The 24,900-nt window shown below is 62.5% G+C and carries 23 protein-coding genes; 8 read left to right on the top strand and 15 right to left on the bottom strand.

Annotated features, from left to right (window positions below; genetic code table 11):
• Window positions 1–497: 497 nt before the first annotated feature.
• Both AC1RQ5_RS29720 and AC1RQ5_RS29715 read right to left on the bottom strand, forming a co-directional pair.
• Window positions 498–1,307, bottom strand: a complete 810-nt coding sequence (locus tag AC1RQ5_RS29720) for an ABC transporter permease (protein ID WP_398477855.1) — start codon at window positions 1,305–1,307, stop codon at window positions 498–500.
• A 5-nt stretch (window positions 1,308–1,312) separates the two neighbouring features.
• Entirely contained in the window at window positions 1,313–2,107 is a 795-nt protein-coding gene (locus AC1RQ5_RS29715; RefSeq protein WP_493204358.1) for an ABC transporter ATP-binding protein, read from the bottom strand.
• Between the two features lie 260 nt (window positions 2,108–2,367).
• Between AC1RQ5_RS29715 and AC1RQ5_RS29710 the strand changes: the two genes are divergently transcribed.
• Window positions 2,368–3,684, top strand: coding sequence for an ActS/PrrB/RegB family redox-sensitive histidine kinase (locus AC1RQ5_RS29710; protein ID WP_493204356.1), 1,317 nt, complete (start codon window positions 2,368–2,370; stop codon window positions 3,682–3,684).
• Between the two features lie 109 nt (window positions 3,685–3,793).
• On the opposite strand, the gene AC1RQ5_RS29705 is transcribed toward AC1RQ5_RS29710, so the two are convergent.
• Window positions 3,794–5,032 (bottom strand): MFS transporter, encoded by a 1,239-nt coding sequence (locus AC1RQ5_RS29705; protein WP_493204354.1) that lies wholly within the window; start codon window positions 5,030–5,032, stop codon window positions 3,794–3,796.
• A gap of 55 nt (window positions 5,033–5,087) precedes the next feature.
• Window positions 5,088–5,765, bottom strand: coding sequence for a DUF938 domain-containing protein (locus AC1RQ5_RS29700; protein ID WP_493204353.1), 678 nt, complete (start codon window positions 5,763–5,765; stop codon window positions 5,088–5,090).
• A 149-nt stretch (window positions 5,766–5,914) separates the two neighbouring features.
• On the opposite strand from AC1RQ5_RS29700, the gene AC1RQ5_RS29695 reads away from it, so the two are divergent.
• A complete protein-coding gene (locus tag AC1RQ5_RS29695; RefSeq protein WP_493204351.1) occupies window positions 5,915–6,955 on the top strand; it encodes an MBL fold metallo-hydrolase in 1,041 nt (346 codons plus the stop codon).
• A gap of 54 nt (window positions 6,956–7,009) precedes the next feature.
• Window positions 7,010–7,825, top strand: a complete 816-nt coding sequence (locus tag AC1RQ5_RS29690; RefSeq protein ID WP_398477795.1) for a class II aldolase/adducin family protein — start codon at window positions 7,010–7,012, stop codon at window positions 7,823–7,825.
• Between the two features lie 9 nt (window positions 7,826–7,834).
• Here the strand turns inward: AC1RQ5_RS29690 and AC1RQ5_RS29685 are convergent, their stop codons facing one another.
• A complete protein-coding gene (locus AC1RQ5_RS29685; protein ID WP_493204349.1) occupies window positions 7,835–8,884 on the bottom strand; it encodes a HoxN/HupN/NixA family nickel/cobalt transporter in 1,050 nt (349 codons plus the stop codon).
• Window positions 8,885–9,115: 231 nt separating this feature from the next.
• On the opposite strand from AC1RQ5_RS29685, the gene AC1RQ5_RS29680 reads away from it, so the two are divergent.
• Together AC1RQ5_RS29680 and AC1RQ5_RS29675 are read left to right on the top strand one after the other, a co-directional pair.
• Complete coding sequence (locus AC1RQ5_RS29680) at window positions 9,116–9,388, top strand: hypothetical protein (RefSeq protein WP_493204347.1); 273 nt, start codon at window positions 9,116–9,118, stop codon at window positions 9,386–9,388.
• Between the two features lie 162 nt (window positions 9,389–9,550).
• Entirely contained in the window at window positions 9,551–9,709 is a 159-nt protein-coding gene (locus AC1RQ5_RS29675; protein ID WP_398477789.1) for a hypothetical protein, read from the top strand.
• A gap of 51 nt (window positions 9,710–9,760) precedes the next feature.
• On the opposite strand, the gene AC1RQ5_RS29670 is transcribed toward AC1RQ5_RS29675, so the two are convergent.
• The 4 genes from AC1RQ5_RS29670 to AC1RQ5_RS29655 all read right to left on the bottom strand — a co-directional run bounded on the left by AC1RQ5_RS29670 (window position 9,761) and on the right by AC1RQ5_RS29655 (window position 13,753).
• Window positions 9,761–10,687 carry a dihydrodipicolinate synthase family protein gene (locus AC1RQ5_RS29670; RefSeq protein ID WP_398477787.1) on the bottom strand — a complete coding sequence of 309 codons (927 nt, stop codon included), beginning with the start codon at window positions 10,685–10,687 and terminating at the stop codon, window positions 9,761–9,763.
• Window positions 10,688–10,855: 168 nt separating this feature from the next.
• A complete protein-coding gene (locus tag AC1RQ5_RS29665) occupies window positions 10,856–11,839 on the bottom strand; it encodes a TRAP transporter substrate-binding protein (RefSeq protein ID WP_398477785.1) in 984 nt (327 codons plus the stop codon).
• A gap of 23 nt (window positions 11,840–11,862) precedes the next feature.
• Window positions 11,863–13,128 carry a TRAP transporter large permease gene (locus AC1RQ5_RS29660; RefSeq protein WP_493204345.1) on the bottom strand — a complete coding sequence of 422 codons (1,266 nt, stop codon included), beginning with the start codon at window positions 13,126–13,128 and terminating at the stop codon, window positions 11,863–11,865.
• 1 nt (window position 13,129) lies between these two features.
• Window positions 13,130–13,753: a TRAP transporter small permease gene (locus AC1RQ5_RS29655; protein WP_493204343.1), complete on the bottom strand. Its 624-nt coding sequence runs from the start codon at window positions 13,751–13,753 to the stop codon at window positions 13,130–13,132.
• Between the two features lie 171 nt (window positions 13,754–13,924).
• Between AC1RQ5_RS29655 and AC1RQ5_RS29650 the strand changes: the two genes are divergently transcribed.
• Window positions 13,925–14,602 carry a GntR family transcriptional regulator gene (locus tag AC1RQ5_RS29650; protein ID WP_398477779.1) on the top strand — a complete coding sequence of 226 codons (678 nt, stop codon included), beginning with the start codon at window positions 13,925–13,927 and terminating at the stop codon, window positions 14,600–14,602.
• 6 nt (window positions 14,603–14,608) lie between these two features.
• Here the strand turns inward: AC1RQ5_RS29650 and AC1RQ5_RS29645 are convergent, their stop codons facing one another.
• Both AC1RQ5_RS29645 and AC1RQ5_RS29640 read right to left on the bottom strand, forming a co-directional pair.
• Window positions 14,609–15,787, bottom strand: a complete 1,179-nt coding sequence (locus tag AC1RQ5_RS29645; protein WP_493204341.1) for a M20 aminoacylase family protein — start codon at window positions 15,785–15,787, stop codon at window positions 14,609–14,611.
• 78 nt (window positions 15,788–15,865) lie between these two features.
• Window positions 15,866–17,302, bottom strand: a complete 1,437-nt coding sequence (locus AC1RQ5_RS29640; protein WP_493204339.1) for a helix-turn-helix domain-containing protein — start codon at window positions 17,300–17,302, stop codon at window positions 15,866–15,868.
• Between the two features lie 151 nt (window positions 17,303–17,453).
• Between AC1RQ5_RS29640 and AC1RQ5_RS29635 the strand changes: the two genes are divergently transcribed.
• On the top strand, window positions 17,454–19,082 hold the full coding sequence (locus AC1RQ5_RS29635) for an isocitrate lyase (protein WP_493204338.1): 1,629 nt from the start codon (window positions 17,454–17,456) through the stop codon (window positions 19,080–19,082).
• A 98-nt stretch (window positions 19,083–19,180) separates the two neighbouring features.
• Here AC1RQ5_RS29635 and AC1RQ5_RS29630 read toward each other — a convergent pair whose 3' ends face one another.
• From AC1RQ5_RS29630 to AC1RQ5_RS29615, 4 genes are all read right to left on the bottom strand, one after another.
• Complete coding sequence (locus AC1RQ5_RS29630; protein WP_493204336.1) at window positions 19,181–20,920, bottom strand: flotillin family protein; 1,740 nt, start codon at window positions 20,918–20,920, stop codon at window positions 19,181–19,183.
• Between the two features lie 5 nt (window positions 20,921–20,925).
• The gene (locus AC1RQ5_RS29625) at window positions 20,926–21,570 is read right to left on the bottom strand and encodes an OB-fold-containig protein (protein WP_493204334.1); all 645 of its coding nucleotides are present in this window, start codon (window positions 21,568–21,570) and stop codon (window positions 20,926–20,928) included.
• Window positions 21,570–22,619, bottom strand: a complete 1,050-nt coding sequence (locus AC1RQ5_RS29620; RefSeq protein WP_493204332.1) for a PspA/IM30 family protein — start codon at window positions 22,617–22,619, stop codon at window positions 21,570–21,572. The genes AC1RQ5_RS29625 and AC1RQ5_RS29620 overlap by 1 nt, the downstream gene beginning before the upstream one ends.
• Window positions 22,620–22,961: 342 nt before the next feature.
• The gene (locus tag AC1RQ5_RS29615) at window positions 22,962–23,462 is read right to left on the bottom strand and encodes a MarR family winged helix-turn-helix transcriptional regulator (protein ID WP_398477764.1); all 501 of its coding nucleotides are present in this window, start codon (window positions 23,460–23,462) and stop codon (window positions 22,962–22,964) included.
• A gap of 158 nt (window positions 23,463–23,620) precedes the next feature.
• On the opposite strand from AC1RQ5_RS29615, the gene AC1RQ5_RS29610 reads away from it, so the two are divergent.
• The gene (locus AC1RQ5_RS29610; RefSeq protein WP_493204331.1) at window positions 23,621–24,898 is read left to right on the top strand and encodes an amidohydrolase/deacetylase family metallohydrolase; all 1,278 of its coding nucleotides are present in this window, start codon (window positions 23,621–23,623) and stop codon (window positions 24,896–24,898) included.
• The last annotated feature ends 2 nt before the right edge of the window (window positions 24,899–24,900 follow it).

Raw genomic sequence — 24,900 nt, 5'->3', positions numbered from 1 at the left:
TGAGCGTGTTGCAGCGCACTATAGTGAAGACTGACTTAGAAAGCGTCAATGCGCCTGTGCCATGGGCAGGTGAGGAACAAGGTAAAATCACCCCTTTTCCGGCAGGCCATTGGTCGAATTTGGCTCTGTCCCTCATGGTGAGGAGCGACCGCAGGTCGCGTCTCGAACCATGAGCTGGCTGGACTCGGAGCGTGCGGCCATCCTTCGAGACGCCGCCTTGCGGCTCCCAGGATGAGGACAGAGTAGTTGCTCCCCCTCATGGTGAGGAGCGACCGCAGGCCGCGTCTCGAACCATGAGCTGGCCGGCTCGAAGTTCGCGGCCATCCTTCGAGACGCCGCTGCGCGGCTCCTCAGGATGAGGGCAGAGTAGTTGCTCCCCCTCATGGTGAGGAGCGGCCGCAGGCCGCGTCTCGAACCATGAGTTGGCCGGCTCGAGGTTCGCGGCCATCCTTCGAGACGCCGCTGCGCGGCTCCTCAGGATGAGGGACGGAGTAGCCTCACTCCCCGCCGGAAATCAACGATCCCGCGCGCTTGGCGCTGTTCAGCAGCCACAGGAACGACGCAAACGATGCCACGAACAGCACCGCATTCATGGCCAGTGCCGCCAGCATCAGGTCGCCGCGAAACACCTGATCGAACAGCAGCGCCCGCATGCCCTCGAACACATAGGTCGGCGGCAGGCACCACGCGACGGGCTGCAGCCAGGCCGGCAGCACGGCGACCGGATAATAGACGCAGACCAGCGGCATCAAGCCGAACATCAGCGTCCAGACGATGCTCTCCGCACCCAGCCCGTTCCGCAGCACGAGGCCCGATACAAAGATGCCGAGCGACCAGCTGGTGAAGATCAGATTGCAGAAGAACAGGATCAGCGGCAGACCGAAGCTCAAGAGATTGAAGTGAAAGAACACCGCCGCCAGGATCACCATCGGGATGATGCCGATCGCCAGACGAACAAGGCTCATGATCATCAGCGCGATCAGGAACTCGATCGGCTTCAGCGGGCTCATCATCAGATTGCCGAGGTTCCGCGCCCACATCTCCTCGAGGAACGAGATGGAGAAGCCGAGCTGGCCGCGAAACAGGATGTCCCACAGGATCACGGCGCCAATCAGTGTGCCGCCCGCCTGCGCGAAGAAGCCGGCATTCTGCGAGATATAGCTCTGCAGGAAGCCCCAGGTGATGATCTGCAGCGCCGGCCAATAGATCAGCTCCAGCATCCGCGGCCAGGACGAGCGCAGCAGATACCAGTAGCGCAGCACCATCGCATTGATGCGATGCATCGCGAGGCCGCTCGTATGCTTCATGATGCTCATTGCGCCGCCTCCCTGTTGCGGCCGCGCGCCACATCGAGGAACACGTCCTCCAGCGTGGTACGGTTATAGCGCTGCAGGATGCCCGTCGGACTGTCATCGTCCTCGACGCGCCCCTTCTTCATGATGATGACGCGATCACACAGCCGCTCGACCTCCAGCATGTTGTGCGAGGCCAGCAGGATGGTCGCATTGTGACTGCGGCAGTAGGTTTCCAGATGCCCGCGGATCCAGTCCGCCGTATCGGGATCGAGCGAGGCGGTGGGCTCGTCGAGCAGCAGCAGTTCCGGCTCGTTGATCAGCGCCTTGGCCAGCGCCACGCGCGTCTTCTGACCCGCCGAGAGCTTGCCGCTGGCGCGATCAATGAAATCGGTGAGGTCGAGATCGGACGCCAGTTGCGCGATGCGCTCGCGCAGGTTCCGCACGGCATAGAGCTTGCCGAACACGGTCAGATTTTGCCGCACCGTGAGGCGCATCGGCATATCGACATACGGGCTTTCGAAATTCATCCGCCCGAGCACGCTCGCCGCCTGCTCCGGCATCGCATGGCCGAGCACCGACACCTTGCCGGAGGTCGGCAGCACCAGACCCATGATCATGGCGATGGTCGTGGTCTTGCCAGCGCCATTGCCGCCAAGCAGGCCCGTAATGCTACCGCGCGCGATGGAGAAGGAGATATCGTCCACGGCGCGCTCGGTCTTATAGATCTTGACCAGATGCGCGACCTCGATCGCAGCCGGAGTGTCCGGGCGCAGCGGAGCGGGGTTGGTGTGCGTGATGTCATCGACGGTCATTGAGGCCGTTCTCTGCGGCATCGGGACGCTGAACGCAAGTTGAGCAGTTGGGGCGGCCCCACGCTCTCCTGTCATCCCCGCGAAGGCGGGGATCCATAACCTCCGACGGAGTAAGTGGAACACCACACGGAGAGATTCTTCGCCACACACTTTCGGAGGCTATGGGGCCCCGCCTTCGCGGGGACGACAAGCCGACACGGGCGAGTTTGCCGCATCACCGTTCGTTTGTGCCTCCCCCGCCAACCCGCTAAAACGCTGATATGACCGACATTTCCGTTTCCGACTTCCGTCATCCCCGCCGCTATGTGCGCCTCGACACGATCCTGCGGCTGCGCTGGCTGGCAGCGCTGGGGCAGCTCGCCGCTATTTTCGTGGTGGTGCAGGGCCTCGAATATGACATGGCGATCATCCCCTGCGTGACGATCATCGGCCTGTCGGCGGCGCTGAACCTCGTGCTGCAGACGCTCTTCAATCCCGTGCATCGCCTGGAAGCGGTCAGCGCCGCAGCCCTGCTGGCGCTCAACATCATAGAACTCGCAGGCCTCCTTTATTGCACCGGGGGCCTGCAGAACCCGTTCTCGTTCCTGTTCCTCGCGCCGGTGCTGATTTCGGCCACCGCGCTGCCGACCAACTACACGATTGCGCTCGGCGTCCTTGCCGGCACCTGCACCAGCGTGCTCGCTTTCTTCCACCTGCCGCTACCATGGGACACCGCCGATCCGCTGGTGCTGCCGCAGATCTATCTGCTCGGCGTCTGGTTCTCGATCATGACCGCCATCGGCGTCACCAGCCTCTATGCTTTCCAGGTCACCGAGGAAGCGCGCAAGCTTTCCGACGCCCTTGCCGCCACCGAGCTGGTGCTGACACGCGAGCAACACCTCACCCAGATCGACGGCCTCGCTGCGGCTGCCGCCCATGAACTCGGAACGCCGCTCGCCACCATCTTCCTGATCTCGCGCGAACTGGTGAAGAGCGTCGACAAGAATCCGGAACTCGCCGGCGATCTCCGCACCATGGCGGAGCAGGCTCAGCGCTGCCGCGAAATCCTGTCGAAAATCACCCAGCTGAATTCCAGCGGCGCGCCATTCGATCGCATGCGCATCTCGCAGCTGATCGAAGAATCCGTCTCGCCGCATCGCGATTTCGGCGTATCGATCAAGGTACGGATCGCCGTCTCGACGGCGCCCGAGCCGGTCGGCATGCGCAATCCCGCGATCCTTTATGGCGTCGGCAATATTCTGGAAAACGCCGTCGATTTCGCCCGCGAGCAGGTCGAGGTGAATGCCTGGTGGAATGCCGACGCCATCGTGCTGTCGATTTCCGACGACGGCCCCGGCATTCCGCCCGATCTCCTGACGCGCATCGGCGAACCCTATCTGTCGCGCCGTCGCAACACCGAAGACGGCCCCCGCCGCGGCCTTGGCCTCGGCGTCTTCATCGCCCGCACATTGCTGGAGCGCACCGGTGCCAAGGTGACGTTCAGCAACCGCATCTTCCCCGACCACGGCGCCGTGGTGCAAATCGCATGGCCGCGCGAGGCGTTTGAGACGGCGGGGCAATTGATGGAAGTGGATTAATCTCTCGGCCGTAGCCCGGATGGAGCGCAGCGCCATCCGGGGACCGGCGCTTCATCACCTCGCCGGCCCGTGCATTACGCTTCGCTCCATGCAAGCTACGCGTCCCGAACTAGATCGCCGGGTCCGGAAACGCCTCAGCCTGCTTCAGCGCTCGCCGCTTCGCGAAACCTGCAATCATCAGCACCACAAGCCCCAGCACCACCGGCGGAAACACCACCGCATTCACGGCATTCCAGCCGTAGCTGGCAAGCAACTGCCCCGACGAGAACGAGCCCACCGCCATCAGGCCGAAGACGAGGAAATCGTTGAAGGCCTGCACCTTGTTACGCTCCTGCGGCCGATGCGTTTCGAGCACCAGGGCGGACGCGCCGACAAAGCCGAAATTCCAGCCGACGCCGAGCACGACCAGTCCAATCCAGAAATGCATCGCGGTAATGCCCGACATGCCGATGATCGCCGCCAGCGCTTCGAGTATGAGGCCAACTGCGACGACTTTCGGTGCGCCGAAGCGCGTGATCAGCGCGCCGGTAAAGAAGCTCGGCCCATACATGGCAACCACATGCCACTGAATCCCGAAATTGGAATCGCTGAGACTGAGCCCGCACAGCTTCATGGCCAGCGGCGCTGAGGTCATCACCAGATTCATCATGGCATATGACACCACGCCACAGATCGCGGCAGCCACGAAGCGCGGCTGCTTGATGATCTCCACCAGCGGCCGTCCACCATGCATATCTGCCGGCGCAGGTTTTGGCGCGTCCACAGTGGACAGCAGCGCCATCGCGATAAGCGCCACCACCGCCTGCGCGAGGAAGCTGAACGCGAACAGATAAGGCGACCAGATATTCATGGTCCATTGCACGAGCTGCGGCCCCAGCACGCCGGCAAACACGCCGCCGGCCATCACCCATGATACGGCTTTCGGCCTGTAAGCCGGGCTCGCGCCATCGGCGGCCGCAAAGCGATAGGACTGCGCGACTGCACCATAGAGCCCGCCGAAAAACGTCGCGACACAGAACAGCGCAAAAGATGCCTGCAGAATGGCGATAGCGCCGAGCAATCCGCACAACGCCCCTGCCCCACTGCCGATCATGAACGCCACACGCCGACCATAGCGCCGCGAGATGATGCCGACCGGCAGCGTCGCCGCGGCAAGCCCGACCACATAGACCGAGATCGGCACTGTCGCGAGCGACGCGCTCGGCGCCAGCGTTGCGCCGATGATCGCGCCGGTCGCAAAGATCACCGCAGAATTGGCGCCGCCCAGCGCCTGTGCCGCCGCAAGCCGCCATACAGTGGCACGCGCACGCGCGTCGTCGAAATTGTCTGGAATCGTCGTATCGCTCATGGGAATTCCGCCCGGGTATCGGCTCGGTTTGGCCAAGCCTTTTGTTATGAAATGACTACGTAGCCACGCGTGCAAAAACCAGAATCAGATTATTGGCCGGCATCTCGACGATCTCGTTGAGCTTCAGCCCGACGCTCTCAGCCACTTTCTCCAGCTCCTCCACATCGCGCACGCCCCATGCAGGATTGTTATTGCGCAGGCTGGTATCGAAGGCCGCGTTGCTCACAGCCGTATGCGCGCCGCCGCGCTTGAACGGGCCATAGATGAAGAGCTTGCCATCCGGCCGAAGATAACGTGCCGCGCCTGCGATCAACCCCTCCGCCACGGGCCACGGTGCGATGTGGACGACATTGGCGCAGAACACCGCAAGCAGCTCGCGCGCACTGCCATCGCGCAATTCGGGGCACCAATCGGGATCAGTGAGATCAATTCGCAGCGGCGGGCGGACATTCGCGCGCTGGGTGAAATTGCGCCATGCCTCGATACTGATCAGATGCGCATCGTTGAGATCGCTCGGCCACCAAGTGATGTCGGGCGACTGCTCGGCAAAGTGCATGACATGCTGGCCGGTGCCGCTGCCGACCTCCACAACGTCGCCGCTGTGATGCCGCAAGGATGCCGCAAGAATTGCCCAGATCGCGGTGTGATTTCGATGAAAAGCCGCCGCATCCAGACGGCCGTCGGATTCGACTTTTCCGCCATCCTTGCCAAACTGAACCACATATTCCGCCATATCGGCCTCCGCCCCGGAGCTTTAGGCGGAGCGTTGCGCAAAATCAATTCTCACAGCAGAAAGCATTCGCACAAAGGCTATATCTTGGGCTATTATTCTTCCTAACACTGACTGTATGGAATATTCGACCAAGATTGACGGTGAGCGGCATGATCTTCCGACAGCTCTTCGACAGCGTTTCGGGCACCTACAGCTATCTCCTCGCCAGCCGCCCCGGCGGCGAGGCGCTGATCCTCGATCCCGTGCTGGAAAAGGTCGATCGTTACTGCCAGTTGCTGCGCGAACTCGATCTGCGGCTGGTGAAAGCCGTCGATACGCATCTCCATGCCGATCACGTCACCGGTCTCGCCGAACTGCGTGAGCGCACGCAATGCGTCACGGTCATGGGCGACCAGAGCAAGGCCGACGTTGTCGCGATGCGCGTGAGCGATGGCGACAAGGTGATGATCGAGGGCGTCAGCCTCGACGTGATGTATACGCCCGGCCACACCGACGATTCCTACAGCTACATGATGAAGGATCGCGTCTTCACCGGCGACACGCTCCTCATTCGCGGCACCGGCCGCACCGACTTCCAGAACGGCAGCGCACGCGCCCAATATGACTCGCTGTTCAATCGCCTGCTGAAACTGCCGGACGAGACCATGGTCTTCCCCGCACACGACTACAAAGGCGACACCGTCTCCACCATCGGCGAGGAAAAGCGCTTCAATCCGCGGCTGCAGGTGAACTCCGTCGATGAATATATCGAGCTGATGGGTAAGCTGAACCTGCCGAACCCCAAGCTCATGGACGTGGTGATCCCCGCCAATATGAAAGTCGGCCTCAAGCCGGACGAGCTGGTGAAACAGGGCCTCGCGCTGTCGCCGCAGGAAGCCATCGCCCATCTCGGCGATCCCGACATGCTGCTGGTGGATCTCCGCGAAAGTGGCGAACGCGCAAAATTCGGCACGCTGTCCGGCGCGCTGCATGCGCCCTATCCGTCGATTGCCGACAATCTCAAGCCCGGCGGCATGCTGCGCGAAGTCGCCAGCGCGACGCGTCGCCGCCTGGTATTCTTCTGTGCGTATGGCGAGCGCTCGGCGATGGCGGTCAACGCGGCGAAAGATGCCGGCATTGCGCATGCCGCGCACCTCGATGGCGGCATTGATGCTTGGAAGAAGGCCGGCGGGCCGGTATTAGCTGCATAGATCAAGCGCGTAAGGCGGAATCAATCGCCCGCGCCATCCGGGAGGATTCCGATCATGTCCATGCGCCTGGCCGCACGGCTGTTGCTGACCGCATCGCTCATTTTCGCAATCCACCCCGCCAGCGCGCAGACTGCAGCGCCAGCGTCTGCCGGTCCCTTCGATCCCGCGCTGATGCAGGATCTCGTGGTCGCCAACCGCGTCCTCACCGATCTCAATGTCATCGATGGCTTCGGCCATGTCAGCATGCGGCACCCGACCGATCCCAATCGCTATCTGATGGGCCGCTCGCTGGCGCCGGCGCTGGTCACGGCGGACGACATCCTCGAATACGATCTCGATTCCAATCCGGTGGATGCGCGCGGACGTGCGAGCTTCCTCGAGCGCTTCATCCATGGCGAGATCTACAAGGCGCGACCGGACGTGAAAGCCGTCGTGCATACGCACTCGCCGGGCATCATCCCGTTCGGCGCGAGCAATGTGCCACTGCGGCCGATCTTTCATCTCGGTGCGTTTCTCGCACCTGATGTGCCGATCTTCGACATCCGCGACACCGCGGGCGCCAGCAACATGCTGGTGAGCACGCCGCAGCTCGGCAAGGCACTGGCGGAAACACTGGGTGGCCGCAACGTCGCGCTGATGCGCGGCCACGGCAGCGTGGTGGTCGCCGCCGCCATCCCGATGGCGGTGTTCCGTGCGCATTACAGCAACGTCAATGCGCAACTGCAATCGCAGGCGCTCGCGCTGGGCGGCACCGTCACCTATCTGCAAAACGATGAAAGCGCGAAGACGCTGGCGGTGATCGACCAGATCCACGGCCGCGCCTGGGACCTCTGGAAGCGTGCCGCGCTGGAGAAGATGCCGGGCAAATGACCGCGAGGCTCACGCCTCGCGCACCTCGATATCATCATAGCCCTTGATGCGATAGATGGCGACGGAGACCAGCCAGCTGACGAGGAAGATCGCGACGATCAGATAGCCCATCGCACCGAGATTCTCGTTCAGCCCCTCGATGGCTTCCCAGAAACTGCCTGAGAGATCGAGCTTGCGGCCGATCAGGCCGAGCGCTTCGATGCCGCCGATCACCAGCGCCACGATCACCGACACCGCCGTGATCATCATGTTGTAATAGAGCTTGCGGATCGGCTTCACGAAGGCCCAGCCATAGGCGCGCACCATCAGGATCGAATCCGTCGCATCCACCAACGACATGCCGGCCGTGAACAGTGCCGGAAAGATCAGGATCGACAGCATCGACATGCCCTCGGCGCTCTGTGAGGCAGCGATGCCGAGCAGTGCGATTTCGCTGGCGGTGTCGAAGCCGAGGCCGAACAGGATGCCGAGCGGATACATGTGCCAGCTCTTGGTGATCGCCCCGAACAGACGGCGCAGCGCGCGGCCGATAATGCCGCGCTGGGCCAGCACGGCATTGAGATCCTCTTCGATGAATCGCTCACCGCGTTTCACCGACCGGAACACGCGATAGACGGCGATGAGAATGAAAAGATTGGCGATGCCGACCACCAGCAGGAAGAACGCCGAGACGCCGGTGCCGATCAGCCCGCCCACTTCCTTGAAATTGTCGAACCGCTCCTGCAGCGCGGACACTGCCAGCGCCACGAAGATCGAGGCCACGATCACCACGGTGGAATGGCCGAGCGAGAAGAACATACCGACCGAGATCGGGCGCTTGCCCGACTGCATCAGTTTGCGCGTGATATTGTCGATGGCCGCAATGTGATCGGCATCGAAGGCGTGGCGCAGACCGAATGTGTAAGCCAGAATAGCGGTACCCAGCAGCACCGGCTGATCGCGAAACGCGACCAGTGCCCAGATCCAGGCCAGCACATTGGCCGGAATGAGAATGGCGTAGATGGCGATGATGCGGCCGCGCAGATTGTCGGCGCCATCGTTGAAAAGCGTACGAAGCATGGGGAGAAATCGGTCCGATTGACGGGAGCGATTGTCTCAGACCGGCGATAGTGACGCAACTGCGGCGATTTCGCATGAAATCTCGCGCATGTGCCTCAGAAATGGCCCACCGGCGTGATCGGCTGTTGGCTGAACGGGTACGGGCATTTATATAGCCACGCAACGATCGCGCGACGCTTGCTCCGATGCCCGTGGCGCTGACACCCCAAATTCCAGAACGAAGCTGAATTGATGTCCGCAGATAACGACAAATCCACCAAAGCCGAGCGCGATGCCGCCCAAAAGGCGGTGCTCGACAATATGGCGCGCCTGAAAGAGATGCGGCTCGCCCGCGAGGCAGCGATGCCACAAGCGGCGCCGAAGAAGAAGGTTGCGGCCAAGTCCGGCCGGAGCACGACCGGCAAGACGTCATCCGGGAAGAGTTCAGCCGGCAAACCGGCCGAGAAGTCGGTTGCTCTCGCCGCATGGCTCGCCGAGCAGCGTAAGGGCGGGTTTCGGACGTAACGATCGGATGTCGCCACCCGGCCTGACCGGGTGGCCCAGTATACACCGCTCTGTCCGAGTGTACTGGATCGCCCGATCAAGTGGGGCGACGACAAGAGTGGATTGCCTCATCGCCGCGAAATCTGCTTCAATCACCCGCATGACGCGAATGCGGGGAACGCGATGACACCACGATCCGGCCGCGAGCCAAAGGACACGTCGGATAAGCCGACACCTCGACCACCTGTCGATGACGACGAAGAGGACGGCGATATCGCCTCTCCGAAGCGCGATCGCGACGACGAAGCCGAGATGTTCGAGAAACGCGACAACGAGACATGAAAACGGCGCGCCATTGCTGGCGCGCCGTTTTGCATGAAGGAGCCTGGTCGCTCAGGCTGCCTTCAACCCGACTTCTGGCAGAGTCGGGCGTGTGCGCAGCGCCTTGGCCATCATGGCTTCGACGTCCGCTTTCTCATGCGGCAGCAAGGCGAGACGCGGCGGGCGCGTCAGCGCAGTGCCGCGCCCCATGATGTTTTCGCAGAGCTTGATGCACTGGACGAGATCCGGCCGCGCATCGAGATGCAGCAGCGGCATGAACCATTCATAGATCTTCATCGCCTCGGCATAACGGCCAGCCTTCGCGAGGCGGAACAGCGTCTCGCCCTCGCGCGGAAAGGCGTTCGACATGCCGGACACCCAACCGACGGCGCCCATGGCGACGCTTTCGACGATGACATCATCAAGGCCGGCGAACAGCACGAAGCGATCGCCGACCATGTTGCGGGTGTCGATGAAGCGGCGGGTGTCGCCGGAGGAGTCCTTGAAGCACACCACCGTCTCGACATCGGCGAGCGTCGCCAGAATGTCGGGCGTGACGTCGTTCTTGTAGATCGGCGGATTGTTGTAGAGCATGACCGGCAGATCGGTCGCCGTCGCCACCGACCGGAAATGTGCGGCCGTCTCGTGTGGCTTCGACGAATAGACCAGCGCCGGCATCACCATGATGCCGTCGATACCGACACGCGCGGCTTCCTTGGCAGTCTCGACGGCAAAAGCCGTGGTGAATTCGGCGATCCCGCACAGCACCGGCACGCGCCCTTTGGCGACGGACTTCGCCGTTTCCATGATCGCGATCTTCTCCTTGCGCTCGAGCGAGGTGTTCTCGCCGACCGAGCCGCAGATGATCAGGCCGGACACGCCATCGCGGATCAGGCCGTCCATCACCTTGGCGGTGGCATCGATGTCGAGCGAGAGATCGTCGTGAAACTGGGTGGTGACGGCCGGGAAGACGCCTTCCCAGGAGATGCGGGGACTCATGGCAAAACTCCGTTATGTGCCGGCGCGTGGTGCGCGCCGGCTTGTGAGAACGATGGCAGATAGGAAAATGCCGTCATTGCGAGGAGCGAAGCGACGCAGCAACCCAGTCTTTCTTCACTTGGCTTCTGGATTGCTTCGCTGCGCTCGCAATGACGGAGAGGTTTTCGTCTATAGCGTGGCACCGACCTTGCGCAGTTCGGCCAGCACCGGCGCCTTGGGCAGCCAGAGCTTGTCGAATTCGGCGATGACGGCTTCGGTATCCTTCGCTGCAACCTGACGCACCGGCACCGACGTGCCCTTGAAATTCTCGATCAAGGCCGGCTCGGCGCCCGCCAGATCATCGATCTGCGCATCGAGCGTGGACTTCACCGCCTTGGTGATCAGCTCCTTGTCGGCGGCCGGCAATGACTGCCAGACGCGGCCGGAGACGACGGCGGCCATCGGCATGAAGACGGCATTCATCTGCAGGATCGATTTCGACACCTTGTCGAAGCGCTGATTCCAGGAGAATTCCAGATCGGCCTCGAGTCCATCGACCTGGCCATTGGACATGGCGTCGAACACCTGCGGCGTGGGGATCGGCGTCGGTGCTGCGCCCAGCGACGAATAGAAATCGCGATAGACCGGCGTCGGATTGATGCGCAGCTTCATGCCCTTGATATCGTCGAGGGTCTTGAGGTCGCGCACCGAGAATACCGCGCGCATGCCGGTAATGCCCCAGCCGAGACCGATGGTGCCGGTTTCCGCGGGCAGCACGTCGAACAGCTTCACCGCCACCGGATGCCGCACGAATTTCGCCACCGACGGCGTCGAGCGCACAATATAAGGCGCATTGATTGCAGCGATATGCGGCACGCGCGAGCCGAGCTCGGCAGCCTGGATGAACCCCATATCAAGCGCGCCGGTCTGCAGCTGCTGCATCATGGCCGCTTCATTGCCGAGCTGGCCAGAGTGAAACACCGTCATGGTCAGACGGCCTTTGGTCTCTTCCTTGAGTTGATCGGCCAGCTTCAAAGCGGCCTTGTTCCAGGAATGGCCGTTCGGCGTGATCAGGCCGAGGCGCATTTCCTTGGCCTGTGCGAGCGACAGCGACGGCGCGAAGACAGAGGCCGCAGCCGATGCTGCGAGGAAGCGACGACGTGAGATGGTCATGACGAGAGCTCCTTAGTGATGCGTTACTTGATGAGAGCAAGAGACAGATACGGAAACAGCGAGAGTAAAATCAGGAGGACGCAAGAGATGAAGAAGAACGGCAGCGTCACCATGAACATCTTGCCGGGCTTGGCGCCGGTGACGGCCGCAGCGACGAAGAAGCAGAGCCCGACGGGCGGCGACAGCAGGCCGAGCACGAGATTGATGACGACAACGACGCCGAACTGGCGGGGATCGATGTGATAGATCTCGGTGGCGATCGGCAGCAGGATCGGCACCGTCATGATGAGACCCGGCACGCCGTCGATCACCGTGCCGATGACCAGCAGGATGACGTTACAAAGCAGCATGAAGCTGATCGGATCCTTGGCCACGGTCTGGATCCAGGCCGCGGTTTCCTGCGGCACCTTGCCGAAGATCAGCACCCAGGAGAACACGGCAGCAGCCGCGACCAGAAACAGCACGATGGCCGAATAGATGCCGGACCGAAGCATCATCTGCGGCAGCTGCGACCAGTGGAATTCTTTCGTCCAGTACTTGCCGATCAGCGCCGAGGCCACGGCGCCCACGGCTGCGGACTCCGTGGCATTGGCAAGGCCTGACAAAATCGAGCCGACGATTACGATCGGGATCAAAAGCGTCGGGCAGGTCCGCAGGATGGTCATCACGCGCTGCTTCGGCGTCTGGTAGTCCGCGCGCGGATAGTTATGGATATAGCCCATGATGGCGATGATCACGCAGAACATCACCGTGAGGATGACGCCGGGAATGATGCCTGCGATCAGCATGTCGCTGACCGAGACCTGCGCCAGCACGCTGTAAACCACGAACATCACCGAGGGCGGGATGATGGGGCCGAGCATGCCGCCATAGGCCGTGAGGCCGGCCGCGAAGGTCTTGTCGTATCCCTTCTTCTCCATCTCCGGCACCATGATCTGCGCCATGATGGCGACCTGTGCCGTGGCCGAGCCGAGGATCGAGGAGATGAACATGTTGGCGAGCACGTTCACATAAGCGAGGCCGCCGCGCAGCGAGCCGATAAAGGCCATGGCCATATCGACGATGCGCTGGGTGATGCCGCCGCCATTCATGATCTCGCCGATCAGGATGAAAAGCGGGATCGCGATCAAGCCATAGCTATCGACGCCGCCGAACAATTGCAGCGGATAGGACTGGAACAGTACCGGATTGCCAGACGCCATGATGTAGACGAAGCCGGCAAGGCAGAGACAGAGGCCGATCGGCACGCCGACCAGCATGATGATCATGAAAGCAGCGGAGGTGATCATGTCAGTTCACCCCGTCCAGCTCGGACAGCTGGAAGCCCTTTGGCGCCACGCGCGGAACGAGATCGAGATCTTCCAGCAGGTTGGCGATGCCATGGATGGTCATCGACACCGCGAAGATCGGTAGCGTCAGATACAGGACCCAGGTCGGCCAGTTCAGCGTCTGGGTGCGCTCCGTGTAGAGGAAGTTGAAGGTCTGGCCGGCAAACTTCTTGGCGTCGAAACCCGCGCTGGCGATGCCGACCGGATCCATCCACAGCACACAGGTGATCATCAGGCTGATGCCGAACACGATCACCATGCCGGTGGCGATGATCTTGAACAGGCGCTGCCTCGACGCCGACAGCCGCTCCGTCATCATGGTGACCGCAAAATCGAGCCGCAGCCGCGTCATCGCCGACGCGCCGATAAAGGTCAGCCAGACCACCGAATAGACCGCGGATTCGTCGATCCAGTAGATCGGCATATGCGAATAGCGGGTGACGACATTCACCAGGATCAGCGCCGTCAGCAGATACATGAAGCCCATGATCGCGAGGCGCTCGAAGGCGAGCAGACCGCGGGACGCCGCCATCACCATGTGGCGGAACCCGACCTCGCGCGCCGACGACATCGTCTGATCACTCATGAATGCTCCCCCGCATGTCACAAAAGTGAGGTGATTTTTAAGATCGTATAATTTATACATTTTGCGAGTCAAACGATTACCTGCACAAATTCACGGCTTGAGGCGGTTTTGTGCAGCAGCGAGAACACTGAGATATCGGCAGGATCGGCGGCGAAAAGGCTAGATATATCAATGAGCGAACCGATGAAGCACCGCACGCTCTCGGCCATGATCACTGATCAGCTGCGACAGGCGATCCTGGACGGGACCTATCCGGCGGGCGCGCAGCTGCGCCAGGACGCGCTGGGCGAGACCTATGGGGTGAGCCGGATCCCGGTGCGCGAGGCGCTGTTCCAGCTCGAAGCCGAAGGGCTGGTGCGGATCGTGCCGCAGAAGGGCGCTGTGGTGTCGGAGCTGTCGCTCGACGAGATCAATGACGTGTTCGACCTGCGGGTGATGCTGGAGCCACGCATGCTGGCGCAGTCCGCGCCGCATTTCTCGGCGGACGATTTCGCGACCCTGGATGCCATCCAGAGGCGCTTCGAGGGCGCAATCGCGGCGGGCAATGTCAGCGAATGGGGCCAGATCAATGCCGAGTTTCACATGGCCATGTATGTGAATGCGCGGCAACCGCGCACCCAGAACATCGTGACGGCGCTGCTGCAGACCAGCGATCGCTATACGCGGATGCAGCTATCGAATACCGAAGCGATGGGGATCGCGGAAAAGGAACATGCGCAGCTGATCGCCCTCTGCCGCGCAGGGCAGATCGCGGATGCCTGCAGCTTTCTCAAGCAACATATTGAAGCCGTGCGCAGCGACCTCCTGCGCGTGGTCGGCCGCACCATCGAGAAGAGTGGCGCGGCCTGATCGCGTTTATGCGAGCTCCTGCTCGACAAGCGCCGCAAAATAGCTGGCGCCGATCGGCAGCAGATCATCGTTGAAGTCATAGCCGGGATTGTGCACGGGCACCCCGCCTTTGTCCGCGCCGCGCTGGCCGAAGAAGATATAGGCGCCGCGGTTCTTCTCCAGCATGAACGCAAAATCCTCGCCGGCCAGAACCGGATTGCCCTCGCGCTGCACCTCGGTGACCCCCGGCACGGCTGCAGCGGCCTGCGCCGCGCGCGCTGCTTCGTCGGCCGTGTTGATGGTCGGCGGATAGGCGCGCTTGTAGTCGATCTCGGCGCTGCCGCCTTGCGCTTCGCAGGTCAGCTTCACCGCACGCTTGAACAGTTCTTCGACGCGGTCGCGCACTTCGGGCTTCAGCGTGCGCACGGAGCCGCGCAGCTCCACCGTTTCCGGCAACACGATATTCGAGGTGCCGCCATGGATCTGGCCGATGGAGATGATCGCCGATTCCAGCGCATCGATCTGGCGCGACGGGATCGCGTTGAGTGCGTTGATCACCTGCGCCGCCATTGCCACCGTGTCGATGCCCTGCTGTGGATGCGCGCCATGGGACGAGCGGCCGCGCAGCGTGATGGTGAAATAATCGATCGCCGCCAGCGCGGTGCCCGTCAGCGCCCGCACGGTGCCGAGCGGCAGGTCCGGGCTGTTGTGAATGCCGTAGATGGAATCGCAGGGGAAGCGTTCGAACAGCCCGTCATCCATCATCGCCTTGGCGCCGGCGAGACCTTCTTCGGCAGGCTGGAAAATCAGATGCACGGTGCCGGCAAAATTGCGCGTCTCCGCGAGATATTTGGCGGCGCCGAGCAGCATGGTGGTGTGGCCGTCATGGCCGCAGGCGTGCATGCGACCGGGATTCTGCGAGCGATGGGCAAAGTCGTTGCCCTCGTCCATCGGCAATGCGTCCATATCGGCGCGCAGGCCGATGGCGCGGTTGCTGCCGGCGGCGCCATGCTTGCCGCGGATCACCCCGACAAGGCCGGTGCCGCCAAAGCCGCGATGCACTTCAATGCCCCATTCCGCGAGACGCTTGGCGACGATCTCGCTGGTGCGCTCCTCCTCGAAACCGATCTCCGGATGCGCGTGAAAATCACGACGCCATTCGGTCATTTCGGCATGCAGTTCATCGAGGCGGGTGCGCGGGCTCATGAGGGTCTCACTGACGTTTGCGATTGAGGCGGCGCGATGCTGCCTCAATCACCCCACAGCGCCAAGCGCAAAGCAGCGTCATTCGGCTGAAAATCCGAACGGCACGCTGAGCGTTCTGAAATCGTCGGGCAAGAGTTCACGACCGATAGGAAGTGCCGAGCGTGCTGTACAACGTGGGCGATGGCACACGCGGCACGCCACCCCCACCGGCGTCGGCGCATCCGCCCGCGGTCCTGCGCCATCGCGGGTATATATCAACTGGCCCGCATGTTCGGCCGCGCATCCGACCGCGATGGCGCGCTCGATGCGCTGGGCGCCGAACGAGCCGCCGCCCGCCGTCACCGTGCGCGCGATGGAGAAGAAGCGCTGGCCATCGGGCAATTCCAGCCACTGCGTGACGAGTTCGCGCGGCGTGCGGAACACATTGTGCACGGACCAGAGCGGACAGGCGCCGCCATGCTTTGCGAACGGGAAGCCGGCGCCATCGAGCAGTTTCGAGATATTGCCGGCGGGATCGACGCGGATGAGAAAGAACGGGACTTTCTCCGAACCCGGCCGCTGCAGGGTGGTGATGCGATGCGCGCATTGCTCGAAACTCACGCCGAACTGGCGCGCCAGCGCTTCCAGATCGTAGCGGCGCGTTTCGGCAGCGCGCGCGAAGGCCGCATAGGGCATCACGATCGCGCCTGCGGCATAGCTTGCCAGCGCGCGGCGCGCGAGCAGCTCGGCACTCTTGCTGGTGAACTGGCTGTCTTCCAGTGCCGTGGTGATTTCGCTCCCCAGCTCCAAATAAGCGAGCTGCTGCGCAAGCTGGAAGTTCAGACTCGCAGTGTCCAGCGAGTCTTCCAGCAGCAACTGCCTGCGATGCAGATCGAGACGGCGCACGGAGCCGAGCATGACGTCCGGCGGCATGTAGCGCACCTGCAGTTTGTGCCGCGTCTTCAGGCGCTCGATGAAACCGCTCGCACCGGACGTCGCCTGCGCAAGCCGCTCGGCAGCATCATCGATCGCAGCGAAATTATTTTTGCGGGCCGCAAGGAAACGGCGGACTTCCGCGACAGGATCATTGGCGTCGTAACCACCGCCCTCCTCCGATGCCACGCCAGCAGGCGCAGGCCCGCGGCGCTCGGCAAGTGCAAGCTGCTCCTCGCGATACGCCGTGTAGAGGCGCAGGAATGCCTCCGCCATGCCGGGATAGGAGACCGCGAGATCGCTGATTTCGAGCTGAGGAATATCGATGTCCGAAAACATCGGCTCCTTCAGGATCGACTGCAGCCGCGCGGTCGAGTCGGCGCCGCCGTCGCCCGCGAGGTCGGCGAGATCGATCGTATAAGTACGCGCCAGGCGGAGCAGCATGTCGGCCGTCATTGGCCGCTGGTTGCGCTCCAGCAGAGCGACATAGGGCGCCGAAATCTCCAGATCTGCGGCCATATCAGCCTGCGTGAGGCCGAGATCGCGCCGCAGCCGCCGCAGGCGCGGACCGATGAAAACAGAACGACCACCAGAGGGCGCCATCTCGCTACCTTGATACCACTTGTTATACTTTACAACATTACACGACCATCTTGTAAAGTATGACAAGTTATCTGCGTTCCGTCTAGCTCCTGCCGATCCCGCGCTTAGAACAGGCGTTAGACACACAGTCGAACACGAAGGGATCGGACCCATGAATTTCCAACCGCGCGATATCGATCAGTTCACCCGCACCGGCTCCTATGCGAGCGAAGTCGAAGCCGCGGCTGCGCTGCTCAAGACCAAGCCGACCTGGAACGGCGTGGGTGCCGAGGCCATCGCCCGCATGCGCCTGCAGAACCGTTTCAAGACCGGCCTCGACATTGCGCGCTTCACCGCTGCGCAGATGCGCGCCGACATGGCGCGCTACGACAATGATGCCACCAAGTACACCCAGTCGCTCGGCTGCTGGCACGGCTTCATCGCGCAGCAGAAGCTGATCTCCGTCAAGAAGCACTTTGGCACCACCGACCGCACCTATCTCTATCTCTCGGGCTGGATGATCGCCGCCCTGCGTTCGGAATTCGGCCCGCTGCCGGATCAGTCGATGCATGAGAAGACCTCGGTGCCGGCGCTGATCGAAGAACTCTACACCTTCCTGCGTCAGGCGGATTCCCGCGAGCTGAGCAACACGTTCCGCGCGCTCGATGCCGCCCGCAAGGCCGGTGACAAGGTCAAGGAAGAAGAGCTGATCGCCTCGATCGACAACTTCCAGACCCATGTCGTTCCCGTCATCGCCGATATCGATGCCGGCTTCGGCAATGCGGAAGCGACCTATCTGCTCGCCAAGAAGATGATCGAAGCCGGCGCCTGCGCGCTGCAGATCGAGAACCAGGTCTCGGACGAAAAGCAGTGCGGCCATCAGGACGGCAAGGTCACCGTGCCGCATGAGGTCTTCCTGGCGAAGATCCGCGCGTGCCGTCACGCCTTCCTCGAACTCGGTGTCGAAGACGGCGTCGTCGTCACCCGCACCGACTCGCTCGGCGCAGGCCTGACCCAGCAGATCGCCGTCAGCCACAAGCCGGGCGATCTCGGCGACCAGTACAACAGCTTCCTGGATTGCGAGGAAGTCGATGCGTCCAAGATCGGCAATGGCGATGTCGTCATTACCCGCAACGGCAAACTGATGCGTCCGAAGCGCCTGCCGAGCAATCTGTATCAGTTCCGCGAAGGCACCGGTCAGGACCGCGTCGTGCTCGACTGCATCACTTCGCTGCAGAACGGTTCCGACCTGCTCTGGATCGAAACCGAAAAGCCGAATATCGAGCAGATCGCAGTGATGGTCGATCGTATCCGCGAAGTCGTGCCGAATGCGAAGCTCGCCTACAACAACTCGCCGTCGTTCAACTGGACGCTGAACTTCCGTTGGCAGGTGTTCGACGAGATGAAGGCCGCCGGCAAGGATGTCAGCAAGTACAACCGCGCCGAGCTGATGAAGGAAGAATATGACGGGACCGAGCTGGCGAAGCAGGCCGACGAGCTGATCCGCACTTTCCAGGCGGACTCGGCCAAGCGCGCCGGCATCTTCCACCACCTGATCACGCTGCCGACCTATCACACCGCTGCGCTGTCCACCGACACGCTCGCCAAGGCCTATTTCGGCGAGCAGGGCATGCTGGGCTATGTGAAGAACGTTCAGCGCGAGGAGATCCGTCAGGGCATCGCCTGCGTGAAGCATCAGAACATGGCCGGCTCCGACATCGGCGACGACCACAAGGAATATTTTGCGGGTGAAGCGGCTCTGAAGGCCGGCGGCGCGCATAACACGATGAACCAGTTCTGATCAGAACCGGAACCACCGTTTAAATAAGCAATCGGCCTGGAGCTTCCCGCTCCAGGCCGATTGTCGTTTGAGATGTGAGGACGTTTGCGGTGCGCGGATCAGCCCGCCAGCCCGTCGCCTTTCACAGGGTGATCATTTTTCGGGACATGAGCGGCGACGGGCTGTGTCGTAACCTTTGCCGGCTCCCCTTTCAGATTGCCGACCGACGCCGCCAGCAATGCCTGTGTCGGATCAGCGCCCTTGAAACCTGCCTGCGACAGGATCTCGTCGAGAATCGGCTTCTGCGCGGTGAAGTTCAGCAGCTGGCTCGACAGATCCGACACGGCATTGCCGTCACTGCGATGTCCATTCGTGCCACCAAGCCCGCCGAAGCCACCTGCATTGAAGATGCGGATGTCCGAAATCTTCTCGATCGGCTTCATGGCCTGTTCGAGCGCTTCCGGGATGATATCGATGCGGGCACGCGACAGTTCGAACTCGATGATCGCTGGCGACAGTGCATTGCGCGCTTCGTTCTTGGCCCGCTCGGCACGCGCTTCGGCCTCGCCGAGTTCGATCACGCCCTGCGCACGGATCTTGGCTGCGGCGGCTTCGGCTTCGGCCTGGATCTTGACGGAGGCGGCCAGATTGGCAGCCGCTTCCTTTTCGGCTTCGGCTTTCACTGTGATTGCCGTCGCTTCGCGCTCAGCGGTCTTGCGCGCGTCCAGGACAGCGATGCGCTTCGCACGTTCGGCGATCTCAACTTCGCGTGCCGTGACGACCTGCTCTTCCGCGGTCGTCGCAGCCGCCTTGGCTTCGTCGGCACGGGCGCGTGCGGCCTGCTCTTCCTCGGTCTTCTGCGCGACCGCAATCGCCGCATCGATACGAGCAGTTTCCGTCACCTTGCGCGCCTCCGCCTCGCGTTCGGCAATGCCGCGCTCGGCTTCGATGCGCGCGCTTTCACGGGCCTGGCGCGTCTGGGCATCGCGCTCGGCGATGCCGCGTTCCGCATCGAGGCGCGAGGTTTCCTCGCTGAGACGCGCAGCCTGTTCGGCCCGCGCGGCTTCGGCGCGCGTTTCCGCGGTCTTGTTGGCGATGTCGCGTTCCTGCGACAGCTCGGCATCGCGCTGCTCGCGCTCGATGGTCAGGCGGCGCAGGCTGGCTTCACGATCCTTGGTGGCGATCTCGACTTCGTTGTCGCGGACGATCTGGTTTCGCTCGCGCTTGCGCTCTTCGGTGATCTTGGTGAGCGCCGTGAGGCCTTCCGCGTCAAAGCTGTTATTGGGATTGAAGTGCTTGATATCGGTCTGGTCGAGCCGGGTCAGCGACACCGATTCCAGTTCGAGACCGTTCGACTGCAGGTCATGCGCGACGGCCGCCTGCACCGACTTGACGAATTCCGCACGCTGCTCCTGCAGGTCGCGCAGCGACATGGTGGCAGCGACCGAGCGCAGGCCATCGACGAACTTCGCTTCCACCAGGGTCTTCAGCGCATCCGCGTCATTGGTGCGGTCGCCGAGGGTTTGCGCTGCCAGCGCGATATTCTCCGCATCCGGCTTCACGCGCACGTAGAATTCCGCGGTGATGTCCGCACGCATGCGGTCCTTGGTGATCATCGATTCATTTTCGGCGCGCTTCACTTCGAGACGTAGGGTCGAGAGCGACACCCAGGAATAGGAGTGGAAGATCGGCAGGATCACCGAGCCGCCATCGAGCACGACCTTCTTGCCGCCAAGACCGGTGCGCACATAGGCCTTGTCCCGCGTGGCGCGGGTATAGAGCGACATCATGATGACGCTGATGACGACAAGCCCGATGATAATGGTGCCTGCGGTCAGGCCGAGCGAAAAGAAATCCATGGCGTCTAGCCTCCGTGATGGGGCGCCAGTTCGGGCGGCGCCGGAATTGCCTGAAAGAGGCCGTCACTGCCATCTGCGATGACGACCAGAGCCCCTGTTTCGATGACATGGCCGGGAGCGGCCGTGGCACGCAGAACATGGATATTGCCGTAGCGATCCCGAACCCGGACAGTGCCGGGAAAACCTTGATCGAGCGGTCCTAACGCGACGGTGCCGAGAAGGCCGATGAAGTCGGACTGGCTGACGGCATTGCTTTCATCCCGCGGGATGATCCGCGCCAGACCACGGCTCGCCCACCGCGTCACGGGCAGCGCCAATGCCACCGATGCCGGCACGGCAAGCGGAAGCGGCAATGGCATCACGATGTTCGACGCGACCGACTGCAGAGCGAAGCCGATCGCCGCGAAAGCGGAAAAGAACACGACCACCAGCACCAGCACTGGCACGCCGCCCGCATTCAGCCAGGACATCCAGCCGCCAAGCACGCTGGCATCTGCATGGCCGGGGCTGTGAAAGCCAAAGCCGTCATCGAGCAGGCCGGAGATCGATGCGCCGAGCAGCAGCGACAGGACTTCGACCACACCGAGCCCGGCGACCACCATGAGCGCCAGCCAGAACGGCTCCGTGCCAGGCTGAACGATCGCAGGCATCAGCGCTCGCCTTCGCGAAACGCCTTTAACCGAGCTTCGATCGCATTCTGCCGCTGGATCTGCCCGAGCTCTTCCACCTCGGCGGCCCCGGACAGCGGTTTGACCGGCACGCCCGTGACGCGCTCCACCGCGCTCAACGCATCGGCGAGCCTGCGATCGTTGCGCTCCGACGGCGTCGCGTCGGATCCATGCACGACCTTCTGCGCGCGCTGCGCATCATCCAGCCGCTTCTTCGCATCATCGCGTGCCGATGCGATGGAGCGCAAAGCCGCCTGGGCCTCGGCGATCTCGCCGGCATTTTCCGCGATCGCCTTGGCAAGCGCCTCGCGCTGCGCTTCGAGATCGATCTGCACACCCGTGGCTGCGCGGGCGAGATCCTCGCGGCCGTTTGTGAGGCCGACCTTGATCTTGTCATCGAGATCGCGGATCTCGGCATCGAGATCATCCGCCTTGGCTTTCAGCCGATGACCCGCAGCCACGGCCACGCTCAGCGCCGCGCGCGCTTCGTCGGAAATCTTGTCGATCTCGCGCAGCGCCTGCTGCGCTACCGCGATCGGATTGGACGCCTCTGCCGTATCGACAGCATTGTTGACGACGCCCGCAATCACACGCCCGAGACGCGCGAGGATTCCTTCATTCGACATTGATCCCTCCTTGTGTGGATGCACGCCAGCCTGGATGCCGGCGCAGAGTTCGATGTGATCTGTGTGAAAGACGAGACGGGCCTCGGCGAAATCGTTCCAGCCGAGGTGATAGCCGTTCATTGTGTAGGGGAGGATGACACGCCCCAGCACTGTGGAGATGCTGACGCTGTCCGGCCCCTTGATCGCGAACAGCTTGGCATCGAGCGGGATGGCGCTGACATTGTCCTCGCCCTTGTGACGTCCGTGATCGCGTAGCGCGAGCGTGACCAGTCGCGCCGGAAGACCTGTCGTGTCCCGAATGGTCTCATAGGCCGCTTCATGCAGCGACACGAGATTGGCACCCCGGGTTTGATCGAGCAGCCGCAGCGCCTGACGATAGGCCGCCAGGGTGGCGAACAGCTTCACCCGGTCCTCTTGGGACGGGCTCAAGGTCATCGACAGAGCTGAGCTATATCGGGGTGACATGGAATGACCATTAAAGCACCAATTCGGTGCTTTCAAGCCCAGAGAGGTAAATTTATAAGGTTTGCAGATGTCCCGTTGCTCGGGAGACGGCTGATGATGCGTGTTCACATCAGATCGGTCGGTGCGCGGGCCGACGCGGTTCAATCGCAACACGCGGCGCCTTGGCGCAGGTGAGCGAGCTTCGACCTTCCAGATACGAATGACCGACGCTGCGATCGGGCCGTCAGGCCATTGCCTGAATTCGCGACATCCCCGGCGACTTTTTAGTCATTCTAAGGTCGATCAGGCTCCGTCCGCCGCCAGAACGGCATCCGGGGCGCCGGCATGCGCCGCGACAATGCGCTGCATCATGGCGATGAATGCCACCTGCTCCGCCTTGCCGAGCGGATCCAGCGTGTTGCGATGGGCATCGCGCGCAGCACTTTCAATCTTGCCCAGCATCGAGGCACCAGCCGGCGTGAGCTTGCAGATCCGCGCGCGGCGATCGTCGTCGCTCACCGGCCGCTCGACCAGTTTGCGCGCTTCCAGCCGCTTCAGCGCGCCGGTCGTCGTTGTACGATCCAGAGCAATATCAGCAGCTAAGCTGGTTTGGTCCGCCGTTCCACGCACGGCGAGTGCCGATAGCAAACTGTATTGTAGCGGTGTCATGTCGAAGCCTGCGCACGCCTCCTGGAAAAGCGCGACATGGATCTGGTGCAACCGGCGGATCAGGTAACCGGGCCGCTGCTCCAGCGGCCAGGGTTTGTGCGCAGCAACACCACGCGGCTTATTCGTCTTCGACAACACGCCTCTCCTGCTCCCGACTCACGCCGGTGAATTGCCTTCGGTCAATCATGGCACGCACCTTGCTTTAGTCAAATACGAAGCATGCTTCGTATTTTCCCGGTGCGTGAAAAGCCGGACGGAGAGCACGTAAGCGCAAAGAATTTGGGAGACCAATCATGTCCGTTACTGCCTCATACGACATCCTGCTGCGCGGCGGCCGCGTGATCGATCCCGCGGCCGGGATCGACGGCATGAAGGATGTCGCCATCCGCAACGGCAAGATCGCCGCGGTGCAGTCGGACATTCTGCCGACCAGCGCACGCGAGGTGATCGACGTCACGGGCAAGCTGGTGCTGCCTGGCCTGATCGATACGCACGGTCATGTCTTTCAATATGTCTCCGGTCGCTTCGGCATGAATCCCGACATGGTCGGCGTGCAGTCGGGCGTCACGACGCTGATCGATCAGGGCGGCCCGTCATGCATGACGCTGCCGGCCTTCCGTCATTTCATCGCCGAGCCAGCGAAATCGCGCGTCTACGCGTTTCTCTCGGCCTATCTCGTCGGCGGCCTCGAAGGCCACTTCTATCCCAATCTCTACAGCCCCGATGGCGTCGATATCGATGCGACCGTGAAATCGGCACTCGCCAATCGCGATCTCGTGCGCGGCATCAAGGCCCATGCGGAAATCGGCGGCTTTGCGCGCTGGGGCATCCGCGTGATGGAGATGGCAGCGGAAATCGGCAAGCGCACCGAACTGCCGGTCTATGTACATTTCGGCCAGCTCTGGGGCCTGCCGGAATCCGGCAACAATGGCGAGGACGTCGACACAATCCTCGAGCGCGTCATTCCGCTGCTGAAGGAAGGCGATGTCCTCGCACATCCCTTCACGCGGCATCCCGGCGGCTTCGTCAATCGCGAAGGCGAAGTGCATCCGGTGATCCAGGCGGCGATCGATCGCGGCCTCAAGATCGATGTCGGCCACGGAAGCCACTTCTCCTATCGCCTCGCCAAGAAGGCGATTGCCGCCGGCATCGTGCCGAACACGCTCGGCGCCGACATCCACGGCTACAACACCGATGTCCCCGTCCCCGCCGGAACGCCGGACGAGCACGAGGATGACGAGAACCATCCGTTCAAGGGCCAGGCCAAATTCAGCCTGGTGCAGGCGATGAGCTCGATGATCGCGCTCGGCCTGACGCTGGAACAGGTCGTGCCCATGGTGACATCAAACCCCGCCAAGATGGTCGGCCTGTCCGACAAGATCGGCTCGATGAAGGTCGGCATGGATGCCGATGTCTCGGTGATCTCGCAGGTGCCCGGCAAGTTCATCCTGCGCGACAACGAGGACACCCGAACCGTGTCCGACGGCCTGCTGCAGCCGGCCTTCTGCCTGCGCAGCGGCGTCCGCTACGACGCCGTTGCCCCGATCCTGCCTGCGGCCGTCGCGGCCTGAGG

Source organism: Tardiphaga sp. GW821-FHT12E02, assembly GCF_058807155.1.
Note: the sequence above shows the minus strand (reverse complement) of the source record. Positions and strands in the feature narration are given on the sequence as shown.

Coding starts and splice junctions, on each gene's coding strand:
- AC1RQ5_RS29630 (WP_493204336.1), bottom strand. CDS start 20,920: ATGGATTTCTTTTCGCTCGGCCTGACCGCAGGCACCATTATCATCGGG.
- AC1RQ5_RS29710 (WP_493204356.1), top strand. CDS start 2,368: ATGACCGACATTTCCGTTTCCGACTTCCGTCATCCCCGCCGCTATGTG.
- AC1RQ5_RS29715 (WP_493204358.1), bottom strand. CDS start 2,107: ATGACCGTCGATGACATCACGCACACCAACCCCGCTCCGCTGCGCCCG.
- AC1RQ5_RS29610 (WP_493204331.1), top strand. CDS start 23,621: ATGTCCGTTACTGCCTCATACGACATCCTGCTGCGCGGCGGCCGCGTG.
- AC1RQ5_RS29705 (WP_493204354.1), bottom strand. CDS start 5,032: ATGAGCGATACGACGATTCCAGACAATTTCGACGACGCGCGTGCGCGT.
- AC1RQ5_RS29650 (WP_398477779.1), top strand. CDS start 13,925: ATGAGCGAACCGATGAAGCACCGCACGCTCTCGGCCATGATCACTGAT.
- AC1RQ5_RS29660 (WP_493204345.1), bottom strand. CDS start 13,128: ATGATCACCTCCGCTGCTTTCATGATCATCATGCTGGTCGGCGTGCCG.
- AC1RQ5_RS29680 (WP_493204347.1), top strand. CDS start 9,116: ATGTCCGCAGATAACGACAAATCCACCAAAGCCGAGCGCGATGCCGCC.
- AC1RQ5_RS29640 (WP_493204339.1), bottom strand. CDS start 17,302: ATGGCGCCCTCTGGTGGTCGTTCTGTTTTCATCGGTCCGCGCCTGCGG.
- AC1RQ5_RS29700 (WP_493204353.1), bottom strand. CDS start 5,765: ATGGCGGAATATGTGGTTCAGTTTGGCAAGGATGGCGGAAAAGTCGAA.
- AC1RQ5_RS29655 (WP_493204343.1), bottom strand. CDS start 13,753: ATGAGTGATCAGACGATGTCGTCGGCGCGCGAGGTCGGGTTCCGCCAC.
- AC1RQ5_RS29685 (WP_493204349.1), bottom strand. CDS start 8,884: ATGCTTCGTACGCTTTTCAACGATGGCGCCGACAATCTGCGCGGCCGC.
- AC1RQ5_RS29670 (WP_398477787.1), bottom strand. CDS start 10,687: ATGAGTCCCCGCATCTCCTGGGAAGGCGTCTTCCCGGCCGTCACCACC.
- AC1RQ5_RS29635 (WP_493204338.1), top strand. CDS start 17,454: ATGAATTTCCAACCGCGCGATATCGATCAGTTCACCCGCACCGGCTCC.
- AC1RQ5_RS29690 (WP_398477795.1), top strand. CDS start 7,010: ATGTCCATGCGCCTGGCCGCACGGCTGTTGCTGACCGCATCGCTCATT.
- AC1RQ5_RS29695 (WP_493204351.1), top strand. CDS start 5,915: ATGATCTTCCGACAGCTCTTCGACAGCGTTTCGGGCACCTACAGCTAT.
- AC1RQ5_RS29665 (WP_398477785.1), bottom strand. CDS start 11,839: ATGACCATCTCACGTCGTCGCTTCCTCGCAGCATCGGCTGCGGCCTCT.
- AC1RQ5_RS29625 (WP_493204334.1), bottom strand. CDS start 21,570: ATGCCTGCGATCGTTCAGCCTGGCACGGAGCCGTTCTGGCTGGCGCTC.
- AC1RQ5_RS29645 (WP_493204341.1), bottom strand. CDS start 15,787: ATGAGCCCGCGCACCCGCCTCGATGAACTGCATGCCGAAATGACCGAA.
- AC1RQ5_RS29720 (WP_398477855.1), bottom strand. CDS start 1,307: ATGAAGCATACGAGCGGCCTCGCGATGCATCGCATCAATGCGATGGTG.
- AC1RQ5_RS29675 (WP_398477789.1), top strand. CDS start 9,551: ATGACACCACGATCCGGCCGCGAGCCAAAGGACACGTCGGATAAGCCG.